Annotated in this window: 14 protein-coding genes and 1 pseudogene; 2 read left to right on the forward strand and 13 right to left on the reverse strand. The window is 47.8% G+C overall.

All coding sequences use genetic code 11. From position 1 onward, the window contains the following. Window positions 1–33 precede the first annotated feature (33 nt). The 3 genes from ASG89_RS19325 to ASG89_RS19335 form a co-directional block, all read right to left on the reverse strand. Window positions 34–870, reverse strand: a complete 837-nt coding sequence (locus ASG89_RS19325) for an amidohydrolase family protein (RefSeq protein WP_057312582.1) — start codon at window positions 868–870, stop codon at window positions 34–36. A gap of 224 nt (window positions 871–1094) precedes the next feature. Then, window positions 1095–2060 (reverse strand): aldo/keto reductase, encoded by a 966-nt coding sequence (locus ASG89_RS19330; RefSeq protein WP_057312584.1) that lies wholly within the window; start codon window positions 2058–2060, stop codon window positions 1095–1097. Window positions 2061–2091: 31 nt separating this feature from the next. Next, on the reverse strand, window positions 2092–4794 hold the full coding sequence (locus ASG89_RS19335) for a UxaA family hydrolase (protein ID WP_057312586.1): 2703 nt from the start codon (window positions 4792–4794) through the stop codon (window positions 2092–2094). Between the two features lie 168 nt (window positions 4795–4962). Here ASG89_RS19335 and ASG89_RS19340 point away from each other — a divergent pair, with 168 nt between their 5' ends. Further along, window positions 4963–5865: an AraC family transcriptional regulator gene (locus tag ASG89_RS19340; protein ID WP_057312587.1), complete on the forward strand. Its 903-nt coding sequence runs from the start codon at window positions 4963–4965 to the stop codon at window positions 5863–5865. Window positions 5866–5960: 95 nt separating this feature from the next. On the opposite strand, the gene ASG89_RS19345 is transcribed toward ASG89_RS19340, so the two are convergent. From ASG89_RS19345 to ASG89_RS19365, 5 genes are all read right to left on the reverse strand, one after another. Beyond that, window positions 5961–6740, reverse strand: a complete 780-nt coding sequence (locus tag ASG89_RS19345; RefSeq protein ID WP_057312589.1) for an aminoglycoside N(3)-acetyltransferase — start codon at window positions 6738–6740, stop codon at window positions 5961–5963. A 111-nt stretch (window positions 6741–6851) separates the two neighbouring features. Further along, window positions 6852–8639 carry a glycoside hydrolase family 13 protein gene (locus tag ASG89_RS19350; protein ID WP_057312590.1) on the reverse strand — a complete coding sequence of 596 codons (1788 nt, stop codon included), beginning with the start codon at window positions 8637–8639 and terminating at the stop codon, window positions 6852–6854. A gap of 27 nt (window positions 8640–8666) precedes the next feature. Further along, window positions 8667–9491, reverse strand: coding sequence for a sugar ABC transporter permease (locus ASG89_RS19355; RefSeq protein ID WP_057312592.1), 825 nt, complete (start codon window positions 9489–9491; stop codon window positions 8667–8669). Then, on the reverse strand, window positions 9488–10801 hold the full coding sequence (locus ASG89_RS19360) for a carbohydrate ABC transporter permease (RefSeq protein ID WP_057312594.1): 1314 nt from the start codon (window positions 10799–10801) through the stop codon (window positions 9488–9490). Before ASG89_RS19360 ends, ASG89_RS19355 begins: the two co-directional genes overlap by 4 nt. Window positions 10802–10824: 23 nt before the next feature. Continuing rightward, complete coding sequence (locus ASG89_RS19365) at window positions 10825–12165, reverse strand: maltose ABC transporter substrate-binding protein (protein ID WP_063868001.1); 1341 nt, start codon at window positions 12163–12165, stop codon at window positions 10825–10827. Window positions 12166–12340: 175 nt separating this feature from the next. Between ASG89_RS19365 and ASG89_RS19370 the strand changes: the two genes are divergently transcribed. After that, entirely contained in the window at window positions 12341–13357 is a 1017-nt protein-coding gene (locus ASG89_RS19370) for a LacI family DNA-binding transcriptional regulator (protein WP_057312598.1), read from the forward strand. 125 nt (window positions 13358–13482) lie between these two features. Here ASG89_RS19370 and ASG89_RS19375 read toward each other — a convergent pair whose 3' ends face one another. The 5 genes and pseudogenes from ASG89_RS19375 to ASG89_RS19390 form a co-directional block, all read right to left on the reverse strand. After that, complete coding sequence (locus ASG89_RS19375; protein ID WP_057312600.1) at window positions 13483–14916, reverse strand: DHA2 family efflux MFS transporter permease subunit; 1434 nt, start codon at window positions 14914–14916, stop codon at window positions 13483–13485. A gap of 267 nt (window positions 14917–15183) precedes the next feature. Next, entirely contained in the window at window positions 15184–16278 is a 1095-nt protein-coding gene (locus tag ASG89_RS19380; protein WP_321166520.1) for a glycoside hydrolase family 105 protein, read from the reverse strand. A gap of 93 nt (window positions 16279–16371) precedes the next feature. Further along, a complete protein-coding gene (locus ASG89_RS38675; RefSeq protein ID WP_057312681.1) occupies window positions 16372–17919 on the reverse strand; it encodes a glycoside hydrolase 43 family protein in 1548 nt (515 codons plus the stop codon). Between the two features lie 240 nt (window positions 17920–18159). Then, a pseudogene (locus ASG89_RS38680) lies at window positions 18160–19503 on the reverse strand (glycoside hydrolase family 28 protein); the annotation flags it as partial. A 34-nt stretch (window positions 19504–19537) separates the two neighbouring features. Beyond that, window positions 19538–21103: a glycoside hydrolase family 43 protein gene (locus ASG89_RS19390; RefSeq protein WP_057312602.1), complete on the reverse strand. Its 1566-nt coding sequence runs from the start codon at window positions 21101–21103 to the stop codon at window positions 19538–19540. Window positions 21104–21139: the final 36 nt, after the last annotated feature.

The following is a 21139-nucleotide window of genomic DNA, read 5'->3' on the forward strand; positions in this document are numbered from 1 at the left end:
TTCCCCGAATATATCATGTATACTGGAGCGTTTTCAATTTATCAAATTGTAGAAGCGACTTGCATTGTTACCGAAAATATCTTCCTTTTCTTCTTCTGTTAACTCGATTGGCAAATTGTTATTCAAAATATCAAACACCTGGGCATAGCTCGCAGCCAATAAACACACGGGCCAATCACTGCCAAACATCACTCTGTTCGTACCAAATGCTTCAATAGCATGACGGATATAACCCGTGAAGTCAGATTCTTTCCAATTCGTAAAATCAGCTTCCGTTACCATACCTGACAATTTGCAATAAACATTCGGATAGGCTGCAACCTCAGAGATTAACACTTGCCATGGTTCTTTTTCTTGGATCGCTATCTGCGGTTTTCCAATATGATCGACGACGGCTTTTAAATTCGGAATGAGCTCCAGCATTGTAACGATTGTAGGCAATTGATTGGACTTGATCAGCAAATCAACAGGAAACTCCTGCTCCGCTAAGAACTTCAAGTTGGCCATCACCTGAGGGCGGAATACATAGGAGGCTGCATCTATATCTTGAAGCATAATCCGAATCCCTACGAAATATGGATTGGCACGTAATGAAGTAAACATCTCTTGAAACGTTTCAGCCTCAAAATCCAACCAGCCTACTACACCCGCTAATGTATCATATCGCTCACAGAGGCTTAATAGAAACAATGTCTCTTCTACCGATGGCGCCGCTTGAACAACAATGGTTTTAGTAATTCCGTTATGGATCAATTCTTTCGTTAGATCATCAGGCATGTAATCCCTATATAGTACGGGCAGTTCTGGCGTCAGCCATCCGTAATCGCCACGAGATAGCTTCCAATAATGCTGATGCGCATCAATTCTCAATTGTGGATCCTCCTTCGTTACTACTCGAATTAATTGTCACTGAATCTCATTTAATATATCGTGTATGATTTTATATTAGGTGGCATTTTATTTTTTGTCAACGCCTTGTTGGAGGAACAAAAATCCCGCCCCAAAGGAATTATCTTAGGGACGAGATTATGGATTCAATTCATGTGAATCACTTGGGCAACTCGGTTATGAATCGACTGCCGCACCTCTATCCACTACGCGAATCGATTCTCTTCAGGATCTTCCGTATCGTAGCCGATGGCATCAAACGCCGACCACAGCTCAGGAGCAATCGGGTAATTCGCGAGTTCTATGGTCTGGGCTACCCGTTCTGGTTTCGACATGCCGACGACCGTGCTGGCAATCCGCAGGTCGCGAAGCGAGAATTGAAGTGCTGCAGCGGCCAGCGGAACATTATATTCCTGGCAAACCTTGGCGTACATGCGCGCTCGCTCCAATACGATTGGCGGAGCATCGCTATAGGCATAACGCGCATAGGCATCCGGTCCTTTGGCCAATATGCCACTGCCATAAGGAGCGGCGTTAATGACCGCCACATCCCTGCGACTCGCGACATCAAGCAAAGGTTCGGCAGCCCGATTGAGCAGCGTATATCGATTGTGGGTTTCAACAGCGCTGAATGCTCCCGTTTCGACATAACGAATGAGCATATCGATCGGTCCACCAGATATACCGATGTGATCGATGACTCCCTGCTCTTGAAATTTTTGCAGTACTTCTAGCGGTCCGCCAGATCCCATAACATTCTCGAAGGTTGTATTTTCAGGATCATGGATGTAAACATATTGCAGATGATCCAGTCCTAAGCGTTCGAGACTTCCTTCGATGGAACGTTTGATCTGTTCGCCGCTGAAATCGCCAGTCTTAAAGTCGCGGTCGGCTTTGGTGGCCAACACGTAACCTGCCGGAAGTCCACCATTCGCTTGAATGGCTTTGCCGATACGCCGTTCGCTCTCGCCTTCGCCGTATGCCGCAGCTGTATCTATAAAATTGATTGGGCTTTCGAAAGCGGTGCGCAGCGTCACCAATGCCTGTTCTTCCGACGTGCTATACTGAAAGGTCTCCGGCATATCCCCGAGCGGAGCGGCCCCAAGACATAGCGGTGATATAAGCAAGCCAGTACTGCCAAGCGGCCGTTTGGATAATAAAGCATTCGTCATATGCATTCCTCGCTTTTTGATATTGTCTGTATTATAACGACACGCCTAGTAAGCCCCGCGTCATTTGAAAATCGATATTACCTTGCTTATAGAGACTCGGCACATAAGTATGTTCCAAAATTTGTTTGCTGCGTTCGAGAATTTGATTCCCCCACAAGCTCGGGTTGCCCGTGAGCTCCAGGTCGATATCTTGCTGATAGTTATGCAGCACGGCCTGCTCCGACGTTATTTGCAGCATCGGGACGAAAGGATGCGTCTGCATCGGACGGTCACCAATTAGCGCGATGATTAATTCCACACCTGTAGCAGCGAGTCCTGTTGTCGTCTCTACGCTATGCGTTGTCGGGGTCTCCATAACGTGGAAGCCGTTTCGGCGGACGTGTTCCCCATAGGCGATAGTCGGCCGAACTTGAGATGTAGTAAATAGATGTTGACCGAAAGCAGCTGATGCAAGCAACTCGCTGTTCTCGGGAACGACGACCAAGCCTCCTGCGACGACAATCATCTTGGTTAGTAGCGCCAGCTGCTCGCCGGCATCTTCGGTAATAGCACCAACACTTACGATCCCGATTCGCAGCCCTTCCAAACCGACCGTCACCTTTTCTGCAGGATTGGCCGCAGCCAATCGATCGGCGAACCAGGCTTCGACCTTCTCGCTCACCTTGGCAATTCCGCCGTCGAGCTGGATGCTGGCATAACCGAGCCGGCTCGCATCAACGCCTATCACTTCCATCTGATGGCGCATGTAGTCGTTATGCGTTTTCTCGCAGCCATGCTCTAGCAGCAAACAATGCTCAACCATTGGATGCGTAATATAACCGATCATCGTGCGGGCAAACAGCGATTCGGCTGGCCCTCCCGAGGTGCCGCAGCCTTCCGTGTGCGCCAATGTGACAAAGCGCGAGAGCTCGGGCTGTCCTGCTCCTTGTTTGTTCAAACTCCGTGTGATCATGCCCGCTACCTGTCCGGCACAAAGACTGGTCGGGACGATCAAGCCGATGTTGTCACTGGACTGCCGATCGCGATATTGAGTAAAGGAAAATTGAATCGGGTTAACCATCGCTACGGTATCATCTTGAATTTCTATCGGAGCCCCTGTCGGGACGGGGGTGTGAAGCAGCGTCTTCAGCTGGCTGGCATCGTTCTGCTGCCAATTGCGCCAAATTTGTACCTGGGCATGACCCGCCTTCTCGCCGACGCTTCGCTGGCCAGAGGCAATTCGGATCGCCAGCTCGAATACCTCTTTGCCCAGCTCATCCATTGACTTGCCTTCCAGATACTGCCCCGCGTTCACATCCATGTCGTTCGAGAGCAATTGGAAGCGGCGAGTTGTCGTTACCACCTTGACTGTTGGCACATATGGAAAGTTCGTAATCGAACCATTTCCCGTCGTAAAGAAGATGACATTGCAGCCTGCTGCCACCTGTCCGGCGATGCTCTCCAGGTCATTGCCAGGGCTGTCCATGAAATAGTAGCCGCCATCCTTCATGATCTCCCCGTACTCGGTTGCATAATCAATCCGCGTTATGGGATCTTTCTTCATAGCGGCGCCTATGGATTTGAGATAGATGTTGTACAAGCCTCGATACATGTTGCCGCCAGACGGGTTACCCTCCGCGCTAGTGCCGTGCCAGGACGTGCGCTCCTTAAATCGGTTCACAAGTTCCAGAAATTTGCGCGCGGTTTCCACGTTGCGTACTTTCGACAGGACATGGGGCTCAGCGCCTATCAACTCATCGGTTTCGGCCAGGCTAGCCGCACCGCCGTAACGAACCAATTGTTCCGAAATCCAGCCGAGCAGTGGATTCGCAGATACACCAGAAAATGCGTCTGAACCGCCGCACTGCAAGCCGAACCGCAAGTGGCTGATCGATTCAGGCGTACGCTGCATGGCATTGACCGTTGGCAGCCATTCCTTTACTAACGCTTCACCTTTAACCAGCTCCTCTTCAAAGCTGCCTGTGAGCGATACGAACTTGTGCAGCACGTCTTCGATCGGGTAGTTGTGCTCGTGGGCATAAGCCTCCACCATCTTGTTCGTAACCGATTCATTGCCATAATCGACGACCAATACCGCACCAACGTTCGGGTTCACCATGAAACCCGCGAGCGTCCGTAGCAGCAATTCCACATTATTCGGCTTCTTCGTGCCGCCTTCCGTGTGCGCGACGGGAACTATCCCGTCAATATTTGAATCGTTCTTCCATTCGGCTTGTAGGCGGGCGGCAAGCTCATTCACGTAGCTCCCCGTGTGCGAAGTGGTGCCGAGTAGAACGATGTAGTTCCGAGTGCCAACACCGCGATCTTCATGACGGCGATACCCCATGAAAGTAGGCGTCTCCGTAAATGCTGGGGATGCCGGAGCTGGCCGAAAGTTCTCCTCGTCAAAGATATAAGGAGGAATTTGATCACCGAAATTGGGCTCATCTGGCACCGCAAATGTCAACTGGCGCACGCTAAGCGCTCCCAGTACAGTTTCGTTGATCACATAGTGGCCAGGCTGAATTGGTTTAAGCGCCACGCCGAAAGGCAAATGCCACGAAAGCAGCTCTTCGCCAGGAGCAATCGCTTTCACCGCAAATCGATGGCCTTCCATAACTGTGTAATCCAGTGTGAGGAATTGGCCTTCATATTGAATGACGGTACCCGCGTTCAATTGGCGAATCGCAACGGCGCAGTTATCCCCGGGCAAGGGAAGTCTCGCTACTTCTTCAAATTGGTAAACGACGTCCATCGATGTTTGGCTCCTTTGATGAAAATTTCTATTTCGGTGCGTATACATCATATTGTACCAAGATTATGGCATTTGTTAATTCTTTACCTTTGCAAAAACATACTCTATTTTGATATTCTATAAGTAAGATATTTTTATGAAGCGAGATGATCTGGGGAGGTGAACCAAATGCAAAATCCACTTATTAAGAATTTTTTTAACGACCACCTCCTGCCGTTTGACATTGTATTTAAGGACATAAAAACACCAAATCGAGAACTACCCGAACATCTTCATGATCGCTATGAAATGGTATATGTTTATAGTGGAAAAGGTACGTTTTTCTTAAACCAAATGCTCTATGAAATGAATGAAGGAGACCTCTTCATCATTCCTGGTAATACCATTCATCAGGCATTGCCAGATTCGGAATCTCCTATTACAGCCACTGCTGTCTATTTTGATCCGCAACTGATCGGACATTATTCAGCAGGTGATTCGTTTACGAATATGCAAGTTTTTGAGCGAGCCCGAAAATATAAGAGCTATAAGCTTGTTGTCCCAACAGCCATGCGCCCTCATCTTGAAGAAAAACTCAACCAGCTGCATGAAGAATTGGAACGACACGAAGCTGGTTTTAGATACGCGGTTCAACTACATTTAAATAGCCTTCTGATCATCATTAATCGTTTGATATTAAAAGACCCCCATCATCAGCTAGCCGAGTCCGATGTCGGCCCCTCCTGGCTACTAAACATACTTCAACACTTAGATCAGTTTCACACTGACCAAATCGTTGGACTTTCGTATTTGGCAAAGCAGACTTCAGTCTCAGCAGCTCATTTATCTAGGGTGTTTAAACAATTAACAGGGATGAACATCACCGACTATGTGAATGCCAAGCGAATTTCAACTGCCAAAGAGCTGCTCTTAACTACTGACTTAGGTATTGATACGATCGCACACAATTGCGGATACGAGAGCTTACCTTATTTTCATAAATTATTTAAGAAATTCACTGGTGTAACCCCAGGCCTATATCGAAGAAAAGTGATGAAAGAACTTAGCTTCCAAATAGACAATATGACATAAAAATGTGAAAAATGTGATATTCCAGAATTAAAAAACGGAGCCCGCAAACCAGCGGTGCTCCGTTATTATTATTTCAGAATTTGTTAGAATATTAACTAACACCTATTTCTCTCCATCCATTCAACTGCCCAGTCAACTAACGGTTTTTGCTTCATAAATCTTACATCAGCATTACCAACTTGATGAATCTTAATGTTATTTTCTTTATCATATTCATGTCCTAACTTTACAAAATCTACGTCATCTACTGCTTGAGTAGTGTAAGTAACCCACTCTCTCTTTCCATCTTTGATTATTGCACTACGTTCATCAATATATCTTTTAGTAGGAAAGTTTGCTCTAGTTTCAGCTAAATGCAGCGATGTATTTTTATCATATCCGACCCCAATTAATAATACATATCCATCTAATTCATACAATTTATCTATTGGAGAGTTTTTACCAAAAATATTGCTTAAATCATGTTCTTTTGTCATATATTCTGCATGTTTTCCTACTGCTGCTAGTGACCTTGCCGGGTGATCTGTCCTTAATACTCCTGGCCACTTTCTAAACATTTCGGCTACGATACCCATTCCAATTGCGGGTGTAATATCTTTGTCGTAGGCAGGCCAATTTTCGCGAATTATAGGCCACCATTCCTGTGGTACTTCCCCATGAACCCCAGTTGATGGATCTAGATTTTTCCACGTTTGAGACGGCATCATTAAAGTTCCTTCTACTCCCACTATTTCTAGAAGTGAACTAATTAACGTTTCAGCCCCTCCTACTACAAAGCCCAGACTATTTAACGAAGTATGTACAAGTATAGTCTGTCCTTCTGTTAATCCGCAGTTTGTAAACTGTGTGATTAAATCGTCTTTGGTTAATATCATTCTAGTAATCCTTCCGCTACCTAGTCTCGTATACAAAAAGGTACCTACAGTCTGAACACTTTATTACAAGTGTCCAGACTTATGAGTACTAAGTGACATAGTCTTTACTATCTAAGCCGTCAAAATTGCACAACCAAATGCCGGAAGCTGCACAGTCAAATGTCTATCCGATTCGCTAACCGCGTAATCTACTTCATTAAGAACATCCGTAACCTGATTATTGGAGGCTGACCATGGAACTGTAACCGCCAATTCCTGCGGATTCGGGGAATGATGGATGATGACCGCAACGCGTTCACTGTCATACTCGCGCAGAAAGCCCAACGCGTTCCGTGCTTCATCAACGAACCATAGTCGAAAGCTGCCGCGTGTGAGTGCGACGTAACGCTTGCGAATCGCGATGAGTTTGCGATATAAAGTCAGCATCTCTCCGTTCTGCGCTGAGCTCTCCCAGATCATTGGTTTGCGGCAATCCGGATCGGTTTCACCCGTCATTCCTATCTCATCGCCATAATAGATCATCGGCATCCCGAGATAAGTGAATTGAAAACAAACTGCCAGTTTCATCCGAGCAACTGCCGTTTCTGTTTTATTCCAACCCCAGCCCCCCTTGCTACAGGCGGTGAGAAACCGCTCCGTATCATGGCTTCCCAGCAGTTGAAGATTAGCTGAGTTCGCCTGATCCGTGTAGCTCATCTGAATGTGAACGATTTCCTCCAGAAAGCGGGTCGCACCTACCGTTTGGCGGGCAAAAAAATCAAGTACAGCTTCACGAAACAGATAGTTCATCACGCTATCGAACTGATCTCCTCGCAGCCATGGTCCTGCTTCGTGCATAATTTCGCCAATTAGAGCAAGTTCGCCGCAAATGCCCTTCACTTCTGTCCGCAACCGGCGCCAAAATTGCTGATCAACCTCATTTGCCACATCAAGCCGCCAACCGTCGATCCCCACTTCTTCGATCCAGTAGCGCGCCACCTTCAGCAGGTATTCGACAACCTCCGGATTGGATGTATTCAACTTCGGCATTGTGGATTCGGCATGAGAGAATGTCTCATAACTTGGAATCGGCTTCTGAACAATAGGAAAGCTATGAACATGGAACCAGTCCTTGTATGGTGAAGCATCCCCTGATTTCAATACATCGCGAAATGCGAAAAATTGGTCTCCTGAATGATTAAATACAGCATCCAGAATTAGACGCATCCCATGCTGCTTAGCTGACCATTTCAGTAACTTCAATAGTCCAATATCTCCGAAAGAGGGATCAATCTGGTAATAATCCGATGTATCATATTTGTGATTCGTGGGTGATTTGAAAATCGGTGTCAGATAAATCGTATTCACTCCGAGCTCGGCCAAATAAGGCAGTTTTTCGATGATACCCTGAATATCCCCTCCGAATAGGGAGTCGCTTTTCGGTTTAGCCTCTGACGTCCAAGACTGAGAACCTGGAGGATCGTTAGCAGGATCGCCATTATGAAAGCGATCAGGAAATATTTGGTAGACGATAGCTTCAGGCAACCACGATGGAACCTGAGGAATATCCGCATCACAAATATAGGAAAATTGGAAGTAACCTGCCTCCGTCCGGTGCATGGAAGCGCCACGCTCCCCGTACCAAACATCATTGCCTTCTCGTGTTCGAACCATAAATAAGTACCGCAGTCTCCGCTTGGGAAGCTCTACAATCGTTTCATAGTAGTCAAAATGCCGGGTAAACCCGACCTTCTCCATCTCCTGCGGCAGTTCTGTTCCCGGCGAGTGGTAACGATCCGCATGTAGGATATAGCAAGATAGTGTCGTGTTTTTTTTCATCCGAATACGGACCTTAAGTTGGGTTTGATTCAAGGCGAAAGCATAAGGGGCCTCGCTTGTATGATATATAGACTCGAACATTCATGATCTCCTTCTAGTACGCGTGACTTAGCCTTTGGATGCACCGACCGTAAGACCGTCTATTAAGTATCGCTGCAGCCAAAAATAAAGAATAATAATCGGAACTGCCAAGAGTACCGCGCCAGCCGCAAACATCGTAAATTCTGTTGAGTTCTTTTGGCTGACCATTTCATAGAGCCCTACAGCTAATGTGATTTTTTCTTGTGATCGCAGAATGAGCCTAGCAAAGATGAAATCAACCCAAGCTCCTGAGAAAATAACGAGGCTAACGTAGGTCAGCATAGGTTTGGATAGGGGGAAAATAATTTTCCAGAATACGACGCTATGCGTGGCCCCATCGATTAAAGCCGCTTCCTCCAAACTGCGCGGAATTGTATCATAGAACCCTTTTGCCACGAACATATTCATAACGAATGCACCTGAGCTGTATACCAAGATGAGCGCCCAGTGATTATTCAACATTTTAATTTGGGACAACAGGATGAAGATGGAAATCATCGCCATAAATCCGGGAAACATATTTAGAATAAGCAGTAGCATTAACCCCTGTTTCCTGCCGGGAAACCGAAACCTGGCCAAGGCGTACGAACCAAGCGTGGTCAGCAAGCTCCCAAATAATGTGGAGAAGAAAGCTACTTTCAGCGTATTCATAAACCATATGGGGTAACGGTGGATCGGACTTGTAAACAAGTCACTGTAATGATCCAGTGTGAGCGAACGTGGAATGAAGGTATCACTGTATAAGCTGTTTCCTGTTTTCAAGGAAGACATGACGATCCACAAGGCAGGATACACGCTCGCCAATGAAAGAACGGTCAGGATCAAATAGGTCACCACGAGGCGAATTTTCATTGAATGATATCATCCTCCTTGTAGGATTGCGTTTTGCGGTAATTATAAATGGAAATACCAGCAATCAAAATGAAAATAATTAGCCCGATTACCGAAGCGAAGTTGTATTGGTTGTTCGTAAGCGTTAGCTTATACAGCCATGTCACAAGCAAATCTGTCGCTCCCGCGTATTGATAGTTGGATATAAGCGGATTGCCATCTGTGAGCATGAAGATAACGTTGAAGTTATTAATGTTGGAGGCAAATTGCATAATGAGTACCGGAGCTGCCGAGAACATGACCATGGGCAGTGTGATTTGCCTGAATTTATCCCAAGCCCTGGCTCCATCTACTTCCGCTGATTCATATAAATCTCTTGGTATCGTCGTCAAAATCCCCGAGACAAGTACCATGATTAACGGCATACCCAGCCATAAATTCACCATAAGCACGGTAAACTTCGCCCATAAAGGGTCTGTTAACCAAGGTAACCCTTGCAGGCCGAACCATTTTAAATACTGGTTAATCGGACCGAATTCGCTGTTGAGCAAGTTTCGGAAAACAAGCAACGACACCAAGTTAGGAATTGCGAAAGGAACGATGAGCAGCGTTCGCCACATTTTCTTAAGACGGACATCCTTCTGAGCAACCAACACCGCTACCAATGTGCCTGCTACGTAGGTCGTTGCCGTTGCCAAAACAGCCCATATCACCGTCCAAGTCAGCACACCATAGAAAGTTCTACTCCACGTTTTGAGTGTGAGCAGGTTCTGGAATATGCGAAATCCTACCCAATCCAGAAGATTAGCCGGAGGCAGTACCGGGGCAGCGTAATTGGTAAAGGCAATTAGAATACTAAAGATAAGCGGCATCACATTTAGGAAAACAACGAAAATGGCAGGGATGGCGAGAATGAGATAAGGAAAATGCCGGTATCGGATATGCCGAAGCGTCTGAGCGAAAGAGTGGGGCTGAGCCCCTCTCTCTCTCAATCCGGCCACCTTATACGCATCACGCACATTCAGGACATACACAAGTAGAATGAACATCACACCAAGCAAAGAAATGAGTCCCTCCACCATTAGAAATACCGAATGATCTCCTGCAACCGGCGTGTAGACATCCCCCGATAGAACGATGGAACGCGGGGTATCCCCCAGTGTGATTAACCCTACAATACGTTGGAATCCCTGGGAAACCATGAATGCGACTCCCGCAAGGCCAAAGATAAACAATAGAAATCCTTTGAACAATTGCTTATTGTACCATTGTCCGAAACCCATGAAGAGGAGGGAGAGCCCTACGGCTTTGCCGGTGTACTTGTTCTGCATGTCGATTGCGCTTCTTTCCTTTTTTATTTTTTGGCCGGAGTTGATGCAATTTGTTCTTTAATCGTTTTCACCGCTTCATCCAACTTCTTGCGCACATCCCCATGATCGTTCCAAATTGCGGTAAATGCCCCTTCCATCGGTGTCCATACATTAGCCGTTTGAGGGAGTGTTGGCATAGGCTGCGACTGCGCGAATTGCTTGATAAATCCACCTAACAGCGGATCATTCGCAATGAGGGGATCCTGGGACGCCTCTGTATTAGCAGGAAGGATGCCCGTTGCTTTAAAATTCTTCAGCGCATTGTCCTTGTTCGTAATGAACTGGGCGAACAGCTTCGCCGCCTTCGGATATTTCGTATAGGAATTCACATAGTAGGAGCGGACACCAGAGAACGATATGGCTTTCTTCCCGCCTGGGAAATCAGGCAACGGCATGACGCCAAAGTTGACTTTATCTTTAAATGAACCGATGGACCATGGTCCGTCAATGTTAAAGGCTAGCTTGCCTTCTTGAAACAATTGCGTTTTCACATCGTAACTCAAATCCTCGACCTTAACAGGAAGAATATCATGCAGGCTTTGGTAATATTTAATACCTTCCACAGCTCCATCGCTATTCAGTCCGATATCGCTCGCATCCGTTCCATTTTTGCCAAACATATAACCACCGAACGATGCCATGAAAATGTAGTTGTAATACGTAATCTTCGTCTCCCACATGATGCCATATTTTTTCTTGGCTTGATCATTGAACGTTTTAGAAAAAGCTATAATATCATCCCATGTCTTCGGCAACTCTTTCACTATGTCTTTATTGTAAAAGAGGGCGTACGTTTCTACCGATTTGGGATACCCGTAAAGCTTCCCATTATACGAGGAGGCCTCAAGCGCTGTTTTGTCCATGGCCGTTTCCATTTCCTTTTGGAACACATCGTTAGGCAGAACCAGGCCAGCCGTTACTGCATTCCCAAGTTTATCGTGAGCGAACATCACCACATCTGCACCAAGTCCTGCCGGTCCATCATTAGCAAGCCTTCCTGCTTGATCAGGGGCAGGGACAGACTCCACTTTCACATCGACATTATATTGTTGTTTGAAAGCAGCAGCTAATTCTTTAACAAAAGCAACTTCAGCACCATCCTCCCATACAAGCAGAGAGGCACCAGGCTCCGGTTTGATAGCAGCATTCGTATTGGCAGCGTTATCATTTTTACCCTTATCTGTTCCTTCAGGCTGCTTGGTTGCTTCATTGGCAGGTTTCACGGGAGATGAACTTGATGGATTATCACCCGCTATGGATGAACAACCTGTGAGTGAACTCACAACTAGTGTGGCAGTTAGCAGAACTAACATTTTCTTCTTCATTCGCAGCATTACCCCTTCTATTATCAGATGAAAAGCGACAATACCATTCTGATTATTGATGTGCTATAGTGTAGAGAAAAATAAACAATGACCTTTTAGGAAACCGGTTTCCTAGATTTAAAATAACATATCCGTTTTCGTAAATCAAACTATTTTTTTGAGCGTTGGGGGAACTATGAGTAAAATTACAATTAATGATATTGCCAAAGCTGCCAATGTCGCGAAATCTACCGTATCGAAAGTATTGAACGATTCTCCTACGATACCGGAAGCAACCAAGATAAAAATTAGAGATATCATGAAAGAAATGAATTACATCCCGAGCAGTATTGCAACCCAATTGGCTAAACAAAGCAGCTTCAATATCGGCGTGCTGATTGATATGTCACGAAAACATGATTTCTTGAATCATTTCTTTTATACCATTATCGGTGGGATAGAAAATGTGATTGGCACACTAAATTATGAACTAACCATCTGCAATTCTCATGCCCAGAGTGAAAATAACTTCTTGGAACGACTCGTTTTGAATAAAAAAGTAGACGGTCTCATTATGGATAACACGATTCTAACCGCGTCGCTAGCTCAGCAATTGAATGATTTGCGATTCCCCTTCGTATCACTTGGCGGTTTAGCAGGTGTCGATTCGGTGAGTTGGGTAGATATCGATAATATCCAGGGAGCGGGGATGATCACCGAACATCTATTACAGCAGGGATACAACAACTTCGCCTTTATTGGCGGTGAGACGCATAGTCCCCTCTTCAAAAACCGATACGAAGGCGTGAAGCGGACGCTTCAACGAGTCGGTAAAACGATCCGTGGCGACCACCTTAAGACGGGTTTCGCTAACGAAGAGAACGGCTACCGCCTGATGCAGGAACTGCTGGCACAAGCCTCTCCGCCTGATGCGGTTGTTTGTATTAACAATTACACCGCCTTCGGTGTATTAAAGGCCATACGTGAGCATGGGCTGTCTGTACCGGATGAGATCGGAATTGTTACGTTCGACAATTACCCGCTTGCCCCCTATACAACTCCACCACTCACTTGCCTCGATCTGGACACTTTCGAGCTGGGGGTCACCGCGGGGACCATGCTGACGCAACGGATTGCCGATCCTCATACACCCGTAGAAATCAGATCAATCGAACCTAGTTTGATTATTCGTGAATCGACCCGTAGACAGTAAACATGAGAAAAAGTGCTTTGGATTCCTGTAAAAGATGAAATAAAAAAAGGAACACTTAATCCCGTAATGGGTTCGTGTTCCTTTTTCTGAATCTATTAGTGAATACTCCTATTATTAATGGAATATCAATGCATCGCATTCATCGTCGCATGCTTAACGACGACACGACGGATGAAGAACGCCGCGGCTAGCCCGAGGAGTGTAACCGTCATTGCGAACATGAACACGTTCTGGGAACCGAACATCATGGCTTTAGCCATCTCGGCCGGCTCACTCGGCATCGGGGAGCTGATCAAATACTTTTCCATGCCCTTGGTAAGAATGCTGATTGCGACTGCCGTTCCGATCGCACCTGCGACCTGTTGCAGCGTGTTCATGACTGCCGTTCCATGCGGGTAAAGTTCTGGCGGCAGTTGGTTAAGCCCGTTCGTCTGCGCCGGCATCCATACCATGGATATACCAATCATGAGACCAATATGCAAGGTAACGATAAAGGCTACAGAAGAGGCAACTGATATACTGGAAAAAAACCATAACATCACCGCTACGATGGCAAGGCCGGGGATAACAAGCCACTTAGGCCCGTACTTATCGAACAAGCGTCCCATGCGCGGCGACAAGATACCATTCAACGCACTGCCTGGCAGCAGCATGAGCCCGGTAGCAAACGCGGATAGTTTCATCCCGTTCTGCAGATACATCGGTAAAATAATCATACTCGATAAGATAATCATCATACACGAAAGCACAAGAAGCAGCCCCACAATAAACATAGGGTACTTGAAGACTCGCAAGTTCATCATCGGCCCACGCATGAACATCTGGCGAAGTGTGAACAATACAAGCGCGATTAGGCCGATAACGATCGATGAGAGCACGATCGCACTAGTCCAGCCTCCATCCCCTTCGCCTGCCTTACTGAAACCAAAGACTACGCCGCCGAAGCCTAGTGATGACAAAATAATGGACAATGGATCAATCCTCGGTCTTGTGACCTCAGTGACGTTTTCCAGGAATTTCAATCCTATCAACAACCCTATGACCAAAAAAGGAAGAGACAGCCAAAAAATGTAGTGCCATGTTAAATATTCAATTAAAAGACCCGCCACAGTAGGGCCAGTCGCCGGTGCGAACATGATGACGAGACCAACGAAGCCCATCGCTGCCCCGCGCTGCTCTGGAGGGTAAACTACGAGAATCGTATTAAACATGAGCGGAATCAATAAACCCATGCCGGCTGCCTGCAGAACGCGAGCGACCATCAGCATTTCAAAATTGAAAGCAAGCGCTGCAATCAATGTCCCAACGATCGAGCTTACAAGCGAAACAATGAATAGCTGCCTAGTAGTCATCCATTGTAGCAGTAAACCTGTCATCGGCATCAGAATTCCGAGAGTCAGCAAAAAGCCTGTCGTTAACCACTGCGCAGTCGCGGCTGAAATTTGGAAAACGTCCATTAAATTACTAATTGCTATGTTGAGTGCTGTCTCGCTGAACATGCCTACGAAGCCGCAAATGAGCAGAGACGCCATTATAGCCCTCGTATTATATTTCTTCATATTAATTTCACTTCCCTCTCCTGACAACTATTTTGAATAGTTCTCTATCTACACCGTTCCGATATAAAATACAACAGAGTGAGCACTTATACAAGTCCAAAAACAAATTAAACAATTTTCTACCCTTCGATTCTATCGTAAAAACAAAAAAAAGATCAAACAGGCATTTGCCCGTTTGATCACCTAGTCACTGCTATTGCCTTCTTTAATAAAACTCATGATACAGCTTCATCAGCGCCCGCTTCTCAATCCTCGATACATAGGTTGCTACTCCATTTGTAATCTTTCCATCTCTACACTAGCCAGCAGAAAAGGCGCCATTCCCATGAATATATCGCTAACTACTGCCTCTTGCAGGTAATATTCATAGCTGCCACTTCTATAAGGACTTCCACCAAGACCTGCCCCATGACAAATGCTGTTCACGTGTACACCTAGATCATCTTCCTCTACAAGCTCACTAATGAGACCTTGATACCCTTTTTGAGCTACCGAAATGAATGATTTTGAAAGATATTTTAATCGTACACCTTTAGATACACTATAGACAAACATACTACTTCCCGATGCCTCCAAATAGTTTAATCCATCTTTTCCACGATCTAACACCTGATACCACAAACCTGTATTTGGATCTTGCACCTTCTCTAGCGCGCCTATCAACCTTTCAAAAATACCCATAAGCGTCCCCCGCTGCGGATGATCGATCGGAAAATGCTCCAGCGTATCTACGATCGCCATTGAATACCAGCCCATGCCCCTGCTCCAGAAATTCCTCGATTTCCCTGTTAAGGCATCGCACCAACGCTGCTCACGGCTTTCATCCCAGCCATGATATAGCAAGCCAGTGTGTGCATCACGCGTATTCTTTTCAACAAGCAGCAATTGTCTTGCCGCCTCATCGAAAAGCGCCGGAACATCAAAAATCTTCGCATACTCGGCAATGAAGGGTATCGCCATATAGAGACCGTCGAGCCACATCTGATAAGGATATATCTTTTTATGCCAAAAACCTCCTTCACTTGTTCTGGGATGCCCTTTTAGTTGAAGAATCAGGTTGGCAGCAGCCTTGGCATATTTCTGTTCAGACGTATTTTTCCAAAGAGAAAAAAGCACTTTACCTTGGTTGATTTGGTCAAGATTATAATCTTCCAGCGTATACGTACGGATAGAACCGTCCTCTTGTACGAATAAATTCATATGCTTTCTAACGTATGTCTCGTATGAGTCATCTCCCGTCTGCTCACCTACATGAAGCAAAGCCTTTAATGTCATGCCATTCACATACATCCAACGTTGCTCCAACTCTGGATGAAAACCTTGTTCATTTGAGTTTCTCATAATGGTTTTTGCAGTTTTCACTGACCAATTTACGTTATTGTTCATCTGTTCCTTTCGCCTTCCTTCTAAGCGCATGACAAATATTTATATTAAATGAGTACGCAAACATGAAAGTTAATAATGCAACCAATCTACATCAGCGTAACCGTTGCCAGTTCCTGTACCCTGACGGATGCAGAACAGACCGACTTTGGCCCCCACCCAGCCGCCGGGAACCGCCTCGAAGGAGTCGCCAATCGGCGAATAAGAGATGCCGTCCAAGCTATACTCAAACGTACATAAGGCTTCCAGTACGACATTGACGCGGAGGTACACCGTGTTCACACTGGCCGGAAGCGATCGTTCAGCCTGTATTTCCTCAGATGATCCCTTCATACTCCCCCGCCCCTGCACGAAAACAAGCTTCATTCCACTCGAAGCAGGCTGCAACGCAAGATAACAATAATCATGACCGAATATTGTTAATCCAGCGAGCTCGTTCTGGTTCGCTGAAGCAAACGTCAGCTTCGTAGTCGCCGTAAAAACCGGGGCAGGGAACTTCTGACACAGCACATTCGGCGCCGGGTAGAGCGTGCGTACGCCTGTTGGAAGCTCCTGCGCATACAACCGTAAATGCCCTGGCTTCGCGTGCAGGGAGTACCATTCCGGCCTAGCATTCCCCTGCCACTGCCATTGCAAGCCAAGGACCTGGCTGTCGAAGTTATCGCTCGTCGCCGGAACGGCAAACGGCCATTCACGCCCAACATTCGGCTTCGCAAGCTCAAGCACAGGTTCGCCGATCCCGTCCCCGTTCGTATCAATACCCATGATCGGCCAGTCGTCAGCCCACTGCATCGGCTGCAAATGAACGATTCGCCCGTACGCTTCGCAGTCCTGGAAGTGAACGAACCACGATTCCCCAGAATCGAGGTCGACGTAGCCGCCCTGATGCGGACCGTTTACCTCCGTGTCGCCTTGGTGCAGGACGATTTTATCCTCATAAGGCCCCATAATGTGCTTTGAACGGAAAATAGCCTGCCAACCTGTCGGCACGCCCCCTGCCGGTGCAAAGATGTAATAGTAATCGCCACGCTTATAAAGCTTCGGTCCCTCCAGCGTAGGATGCGCCTGCGTGCCATCGAATACGATCTCTCCATCGTCCAGCAACGATGTTCCCTCCGGATGCATACGGCACATCTTGAGCTTATGTTTGATCCCAGAGCGGCTATTGGCAAACGCATGAACCAAATACGCCCGGCCATCATCGTCCCAGAACGGACATGGATCAATCCATCCTTTGACTTCTTTTACCATATGCAGCGGTGTCCAAGGCCCCGCAGGATCTACAGCCGTCGTCATATAAATGCCCTCATCCGGCGCGCTGAAAAAGATCCAAAATTTCCCCTCATGGTATCGGATACTCGGCGCCCAAACGCCATCGCCATGCCGAACGCCATCGTCATAGCCCCCGGGAAGTCTATCCACCGCATGCCCGATCAGCGTCCAATTCACGAGATCTTTCGAGTGCAGAACTGGAAGCCCTGGCGAGCTGGCAAAGCTGGAAGCCGTCATATAGAAATCTTCCCCGACACGCACGATATCCGGGTCCGAGTAGTCTGCGTACAGAATTGGATTACGAAACCGCCCATTACCCAGATCGGCATACCAAGCTGAAGTTTGCACAACCTTGGTCTGAACCTCGTCCCCTTCCCGTACAAGGCGAAGAGTCGGTGCTGTCAGCGGATCGCGGCAGATGATCCCAGAAGACAAATTACCGGACACCGCCACCATCGTGTCTTGCCCCTGCGCTCCCGTTCCGCTTAAACGTGTCAGTTCTACGTCTTGGCACTGGTGCAGCTTCACCAGCGGTCCCTCCTCGGTGTGCAACTGGAGGTCTTCCAATTTAAGCTTCTTCGCGTTGTTGCATACGACACCCGTCTGTGCTGTCGCGTTGTAATTGTAGACGGACACGCCTTCAAGCGGCATTTCCGAGAGTCCATTAACTAAAAAGGCATGCTCCGCGCCTGTACAATCCATATCCCTAAACGTAATATCGCGGAACACCGGTGTTTCCTCCGTAACCGCATACCGATTTTCCTGCATAATCCCTGAACCTTCTACCCCAGCATAAAAGAGATTGAAGGAGATGGCGTCACCGACAATATCCGTCATACGAATCCGTTCGACTAGAATATCCTCGACGACGCCTCCGCGCCCGCGGGCGCTTTTGAAGCGAAGCCCGATATCCGTCCCCATGAATGTGCAATCACTGATATGAACGCGCCGGACACCGCCGGACATCTCGCTACCGATGACGAAACCGCCGTGTCCATGATAGACAGTGCAGTGCTTAATCGTGACGTATTCGCACGGCATGCCTAGCGCGCGTCCGGGTGCGTCTTTGCCCGATTTCAAGCAGATCGCATCGTCCCCTACGTCGAACGTGCACCCTTCGATGATCGCGTAGCGACAGGACTCTAGGTCAAGTCCGTCCCCGTTTTGGGCGAACCATGGATTCCTTACCGTGACATGGCGGATGGTAACATGTTCAGACCCCCACGGATGCAGATTCCACGCCGCCGAGTTCTGAAACGTCGGACCCTCAAGCAGAATACGGCTGCATCTCCGGAAGCTAAGTAGATTCGGACGCAAATAATCGCGATACGGCAAGTAAGCTTCCACATCCTGCTGACCTTCCTGTATCAACCGCTCGACATTGGCGCGCCCCGCCATCGCCGCCTTGGACGGCCACCACATCTCGTCCGCTTCATCGACGATGCCGCCAGAGCCGACTAGACGCTCCCACTGGAGATCCGTCATTTTCCAACGCTTTACAGGCCGCCACGCTTCGCCTCCTCCGTCAAAAACACCTTGCCCCGTCAGCGCAATATGTTCCACGCCCTCCGCATTCAGCGGGGATTGACAACGGACCGACGGCTTCCCTTCGAAAGTGGACGCGATCAGCGAATAATCCTCAAATCGCTTGCTGAACAGCACGACGGCCCCAATCTCCGTATGCAGCTCCAATCGACTCGTGAGTGTAAGCGGTCCAGTTAACCATAACCCTGCCGAAATGTTCACCTTGCCTCCACCCGCTTGCGAACACGCCTCAATCGCCTGGCGAAAAGCTTCCGTATTGTCGGTTCGTCCATCGCCTACCGCACCGAAATCCGTCAAGTTCACCGTAAAATCAGGAATTTCCGGAAGCAGCACTTCCGGCATCTCCCATTTGGGAGCAGCAATCTTCTCCAGCATCGTTGTCATCATCGTACCTCTCTCATCTCCAAGATATTTACCCTAACTATAAACCTACGTATTCAAAATAATCGAAGTCCGCGTAATTCGAGCTCGCCTCTCCATTCCCGCTGGCAAACAGTCCGATATACGCCCCGACGAAGCCGCCTGCTTTATCCGTACTTAGCACGGTCCCGTCCGCCTGCTCGACCACCGTCTCCCACTGCTCCGCTTCTTTCGCAACATCGAACCGCAGCGATTGCCCAATGGCTTCGAGCTTCAAGAACATCTTTCCTGCCTCTATCACTTTGGAACCAAGCTCCGTTTCAATGCCATTTTCTCGACAGATGACGCGAACGACGGCTTTACCAGAGCTCAACATGGCACATTCGAACCGATATTGAAAATTGTGATTCTGCAGCGCCACGAAGCCGGCGGTTTCCGTCGTTCCCTTCGGCGTGAATGCCATCGCCGTACGTACAGCATAGGAGATATGCTGCTGCCTTCGGCCGACAAAGCTTGGATTGACTTCCTGGGTCATCGACTCAGGTTTGAGCTTCAAGCGAAGATGTCCGGGATTCTCCGTCAGATTCCAAAACTGCCCTCGCGGTGTTCGAATAAAATTCCACCGCTCCTCCAACACTGGCGCGTCGAAATGATCACAGACCGGCAAAGACGGCCAACGCTTTTCAGGCAAATTCGGACTTGGCATCTCCCATTCGATTATACCCCGACCAGGATTAACGACCGGCCATCCGTTCTCCCACGCAACAGGCACGAGGAACGTTTCCCGGCCCATATTCCGGTAAGGCCCCCCATAAGGCCTCGAGGCAAGGCAGACCATCCACCATTCGCCGTGCTGCGTTTCCACAAGGTCGGCGTGACCGACATTGACGATACCGTATTGGCTTCCGAGGTGCCGATGGGTTAGAATCGGGTTCATTTTGCAATTCTCATAAGGTCCTGCAAGAGAGCTGCTGCGGGCAATCGTTACGGAATGCGTAAAACCGGTTCCTCCCTCGGCAATGACCAGATAATAATAGCCGTTGATTTTGTACAAATGCGGTCCTTCCTGCGCATGAATCTGCTTCAGGGCGCCGTCCCACAAGCTCAGCTTCGGCCCCGTCAGCTGCTTCGTCTCCAGATCCAGCTCCTGCAGCCAGATCTCCATATGCTTCGGATATTGCTGGCCCTCAGGAGGGACACGATTTCCGGTGTAATACACCTTCCCGTCATCGTCAAAAAACAAGGAGGGATCGATACCAGGCGCATCGTTTAACCAATACGGCTCCGACCAGTCTCCAGCAGGATCAGCGGCGGTGACGAAGAAATTTTTCCGCGCTCCAGTGGCGCTCTCCACAAACGTGGTGATCATGTAAAATATACCTTCATGGTACCGGATCGTCGGCGCATAAATCCCGCGGGACGCAGGCGTTCCGTCCAAATTTAACTGCGAAGGCCGATCGAGCACATGCCCGATTTGCCTCCAGTTGACCAAGTCCTTGCTATGAAAAATCGGCACGCCGGGAAAATATTCAAACGTCGACGTGACCATGTAATAGTCTTCACCAACACGACAAATCGAAGGATCCGGGTAGAATCCTGGCAGAATTGGATTGCGAAACATTCGCATAAGTTCAGCTCCTTTAGTACCTATAACATGAAGTGA

The organism is Paenibacillus sp. Soil766 (genome assembly GCF_001428105.1).
GTDB lineage: Bacteria > Bacillota > Bacilli > Paenibacillales > NBRC-103111 > Paenibacillus_E.

Excerpts from the sequence above, each read along its gene's own strand:
- ASG89_RS19330 (WP_057312584.1), bottom strand. The coding sequence starts at position 2,060 with ATGACGAATGCTTTATTATCCAAACGGCCGCTTGGCAGTACTGGCTTG.
- ASG89_RS19335 (WP_057312586.1), bottom strand. The coding sequence starts at position 4,794 with ATGGACGTCGTTTACCAATTTGAAGAAGTAGCGAGACTTCCCTTGCCC.
- ASG89_RS19340 (WP_057312587.1), top strand. The coding sequence starts at position 4,963 with ATGCAAAATCCACTTATTAAGAATTTTTTTAACGACCACCTCCTGCCG.
- ASG89_RS19345 (WP_057312589.1), bottom strand. The coding sequence starts at position 6,740 with ATGATATTAACCAAAGACGATTTAATCACACAGTTTACAAACTGCGGA.
- ASG89_RS19350 (WP_057312590.1), bottom strand. The coding sequence starts at position 8,639 with ATGTTCGAGTCTATATATCATACAAGCGAGGCCCCTTATGCTTTCGCC.
- ASG89_RS19355 (WP_057312592.1), bottom strand. The coding sequence starts at position 9,491 with ATGAAAATTCGCCTCGTGGTGACCTATTTGATCCTGACCGTTCTTTCA.
- ASG89_RS19360 (WP_057312594.1), bottom strand. The coding sequence starts at position 10,801 with ATGCAGAACAAGTACACCGGCAAAGCCGTAGGGCTCTCCCTCCTCTTC.
- ASG89_RS19365 (WP_063868001.1), bottom strand. The coding sequence starts at position 12,165 with ATGAAGAAGAAAATGTTAGTTCTGCTAACTGCCACACTAGTTGTGAGT.
- ASG89_RS19370 (WP_057312598.1), top strand. The coding sequence starts at position 12,341 with ATGAGTAAAATTACAATTAATGATATTGCCAAAGCTGCCAATGTCGCG.
- ASG89_RS19375 (WP_057312600.1), bottom strand. The coding sequence starts at position 14,916 with ATGAAGAAATATAATACGAGGGCTATAATGGCGTCTCTGCTCATTTGC.
- ASG89_RS19390 (WP_057312602.1), bottom strand. The coding sequence starts at position 21,103 with ATGCGAATGTTTCGCAATCCAATTCTGCCAGGATTCTACCCGGATCCT.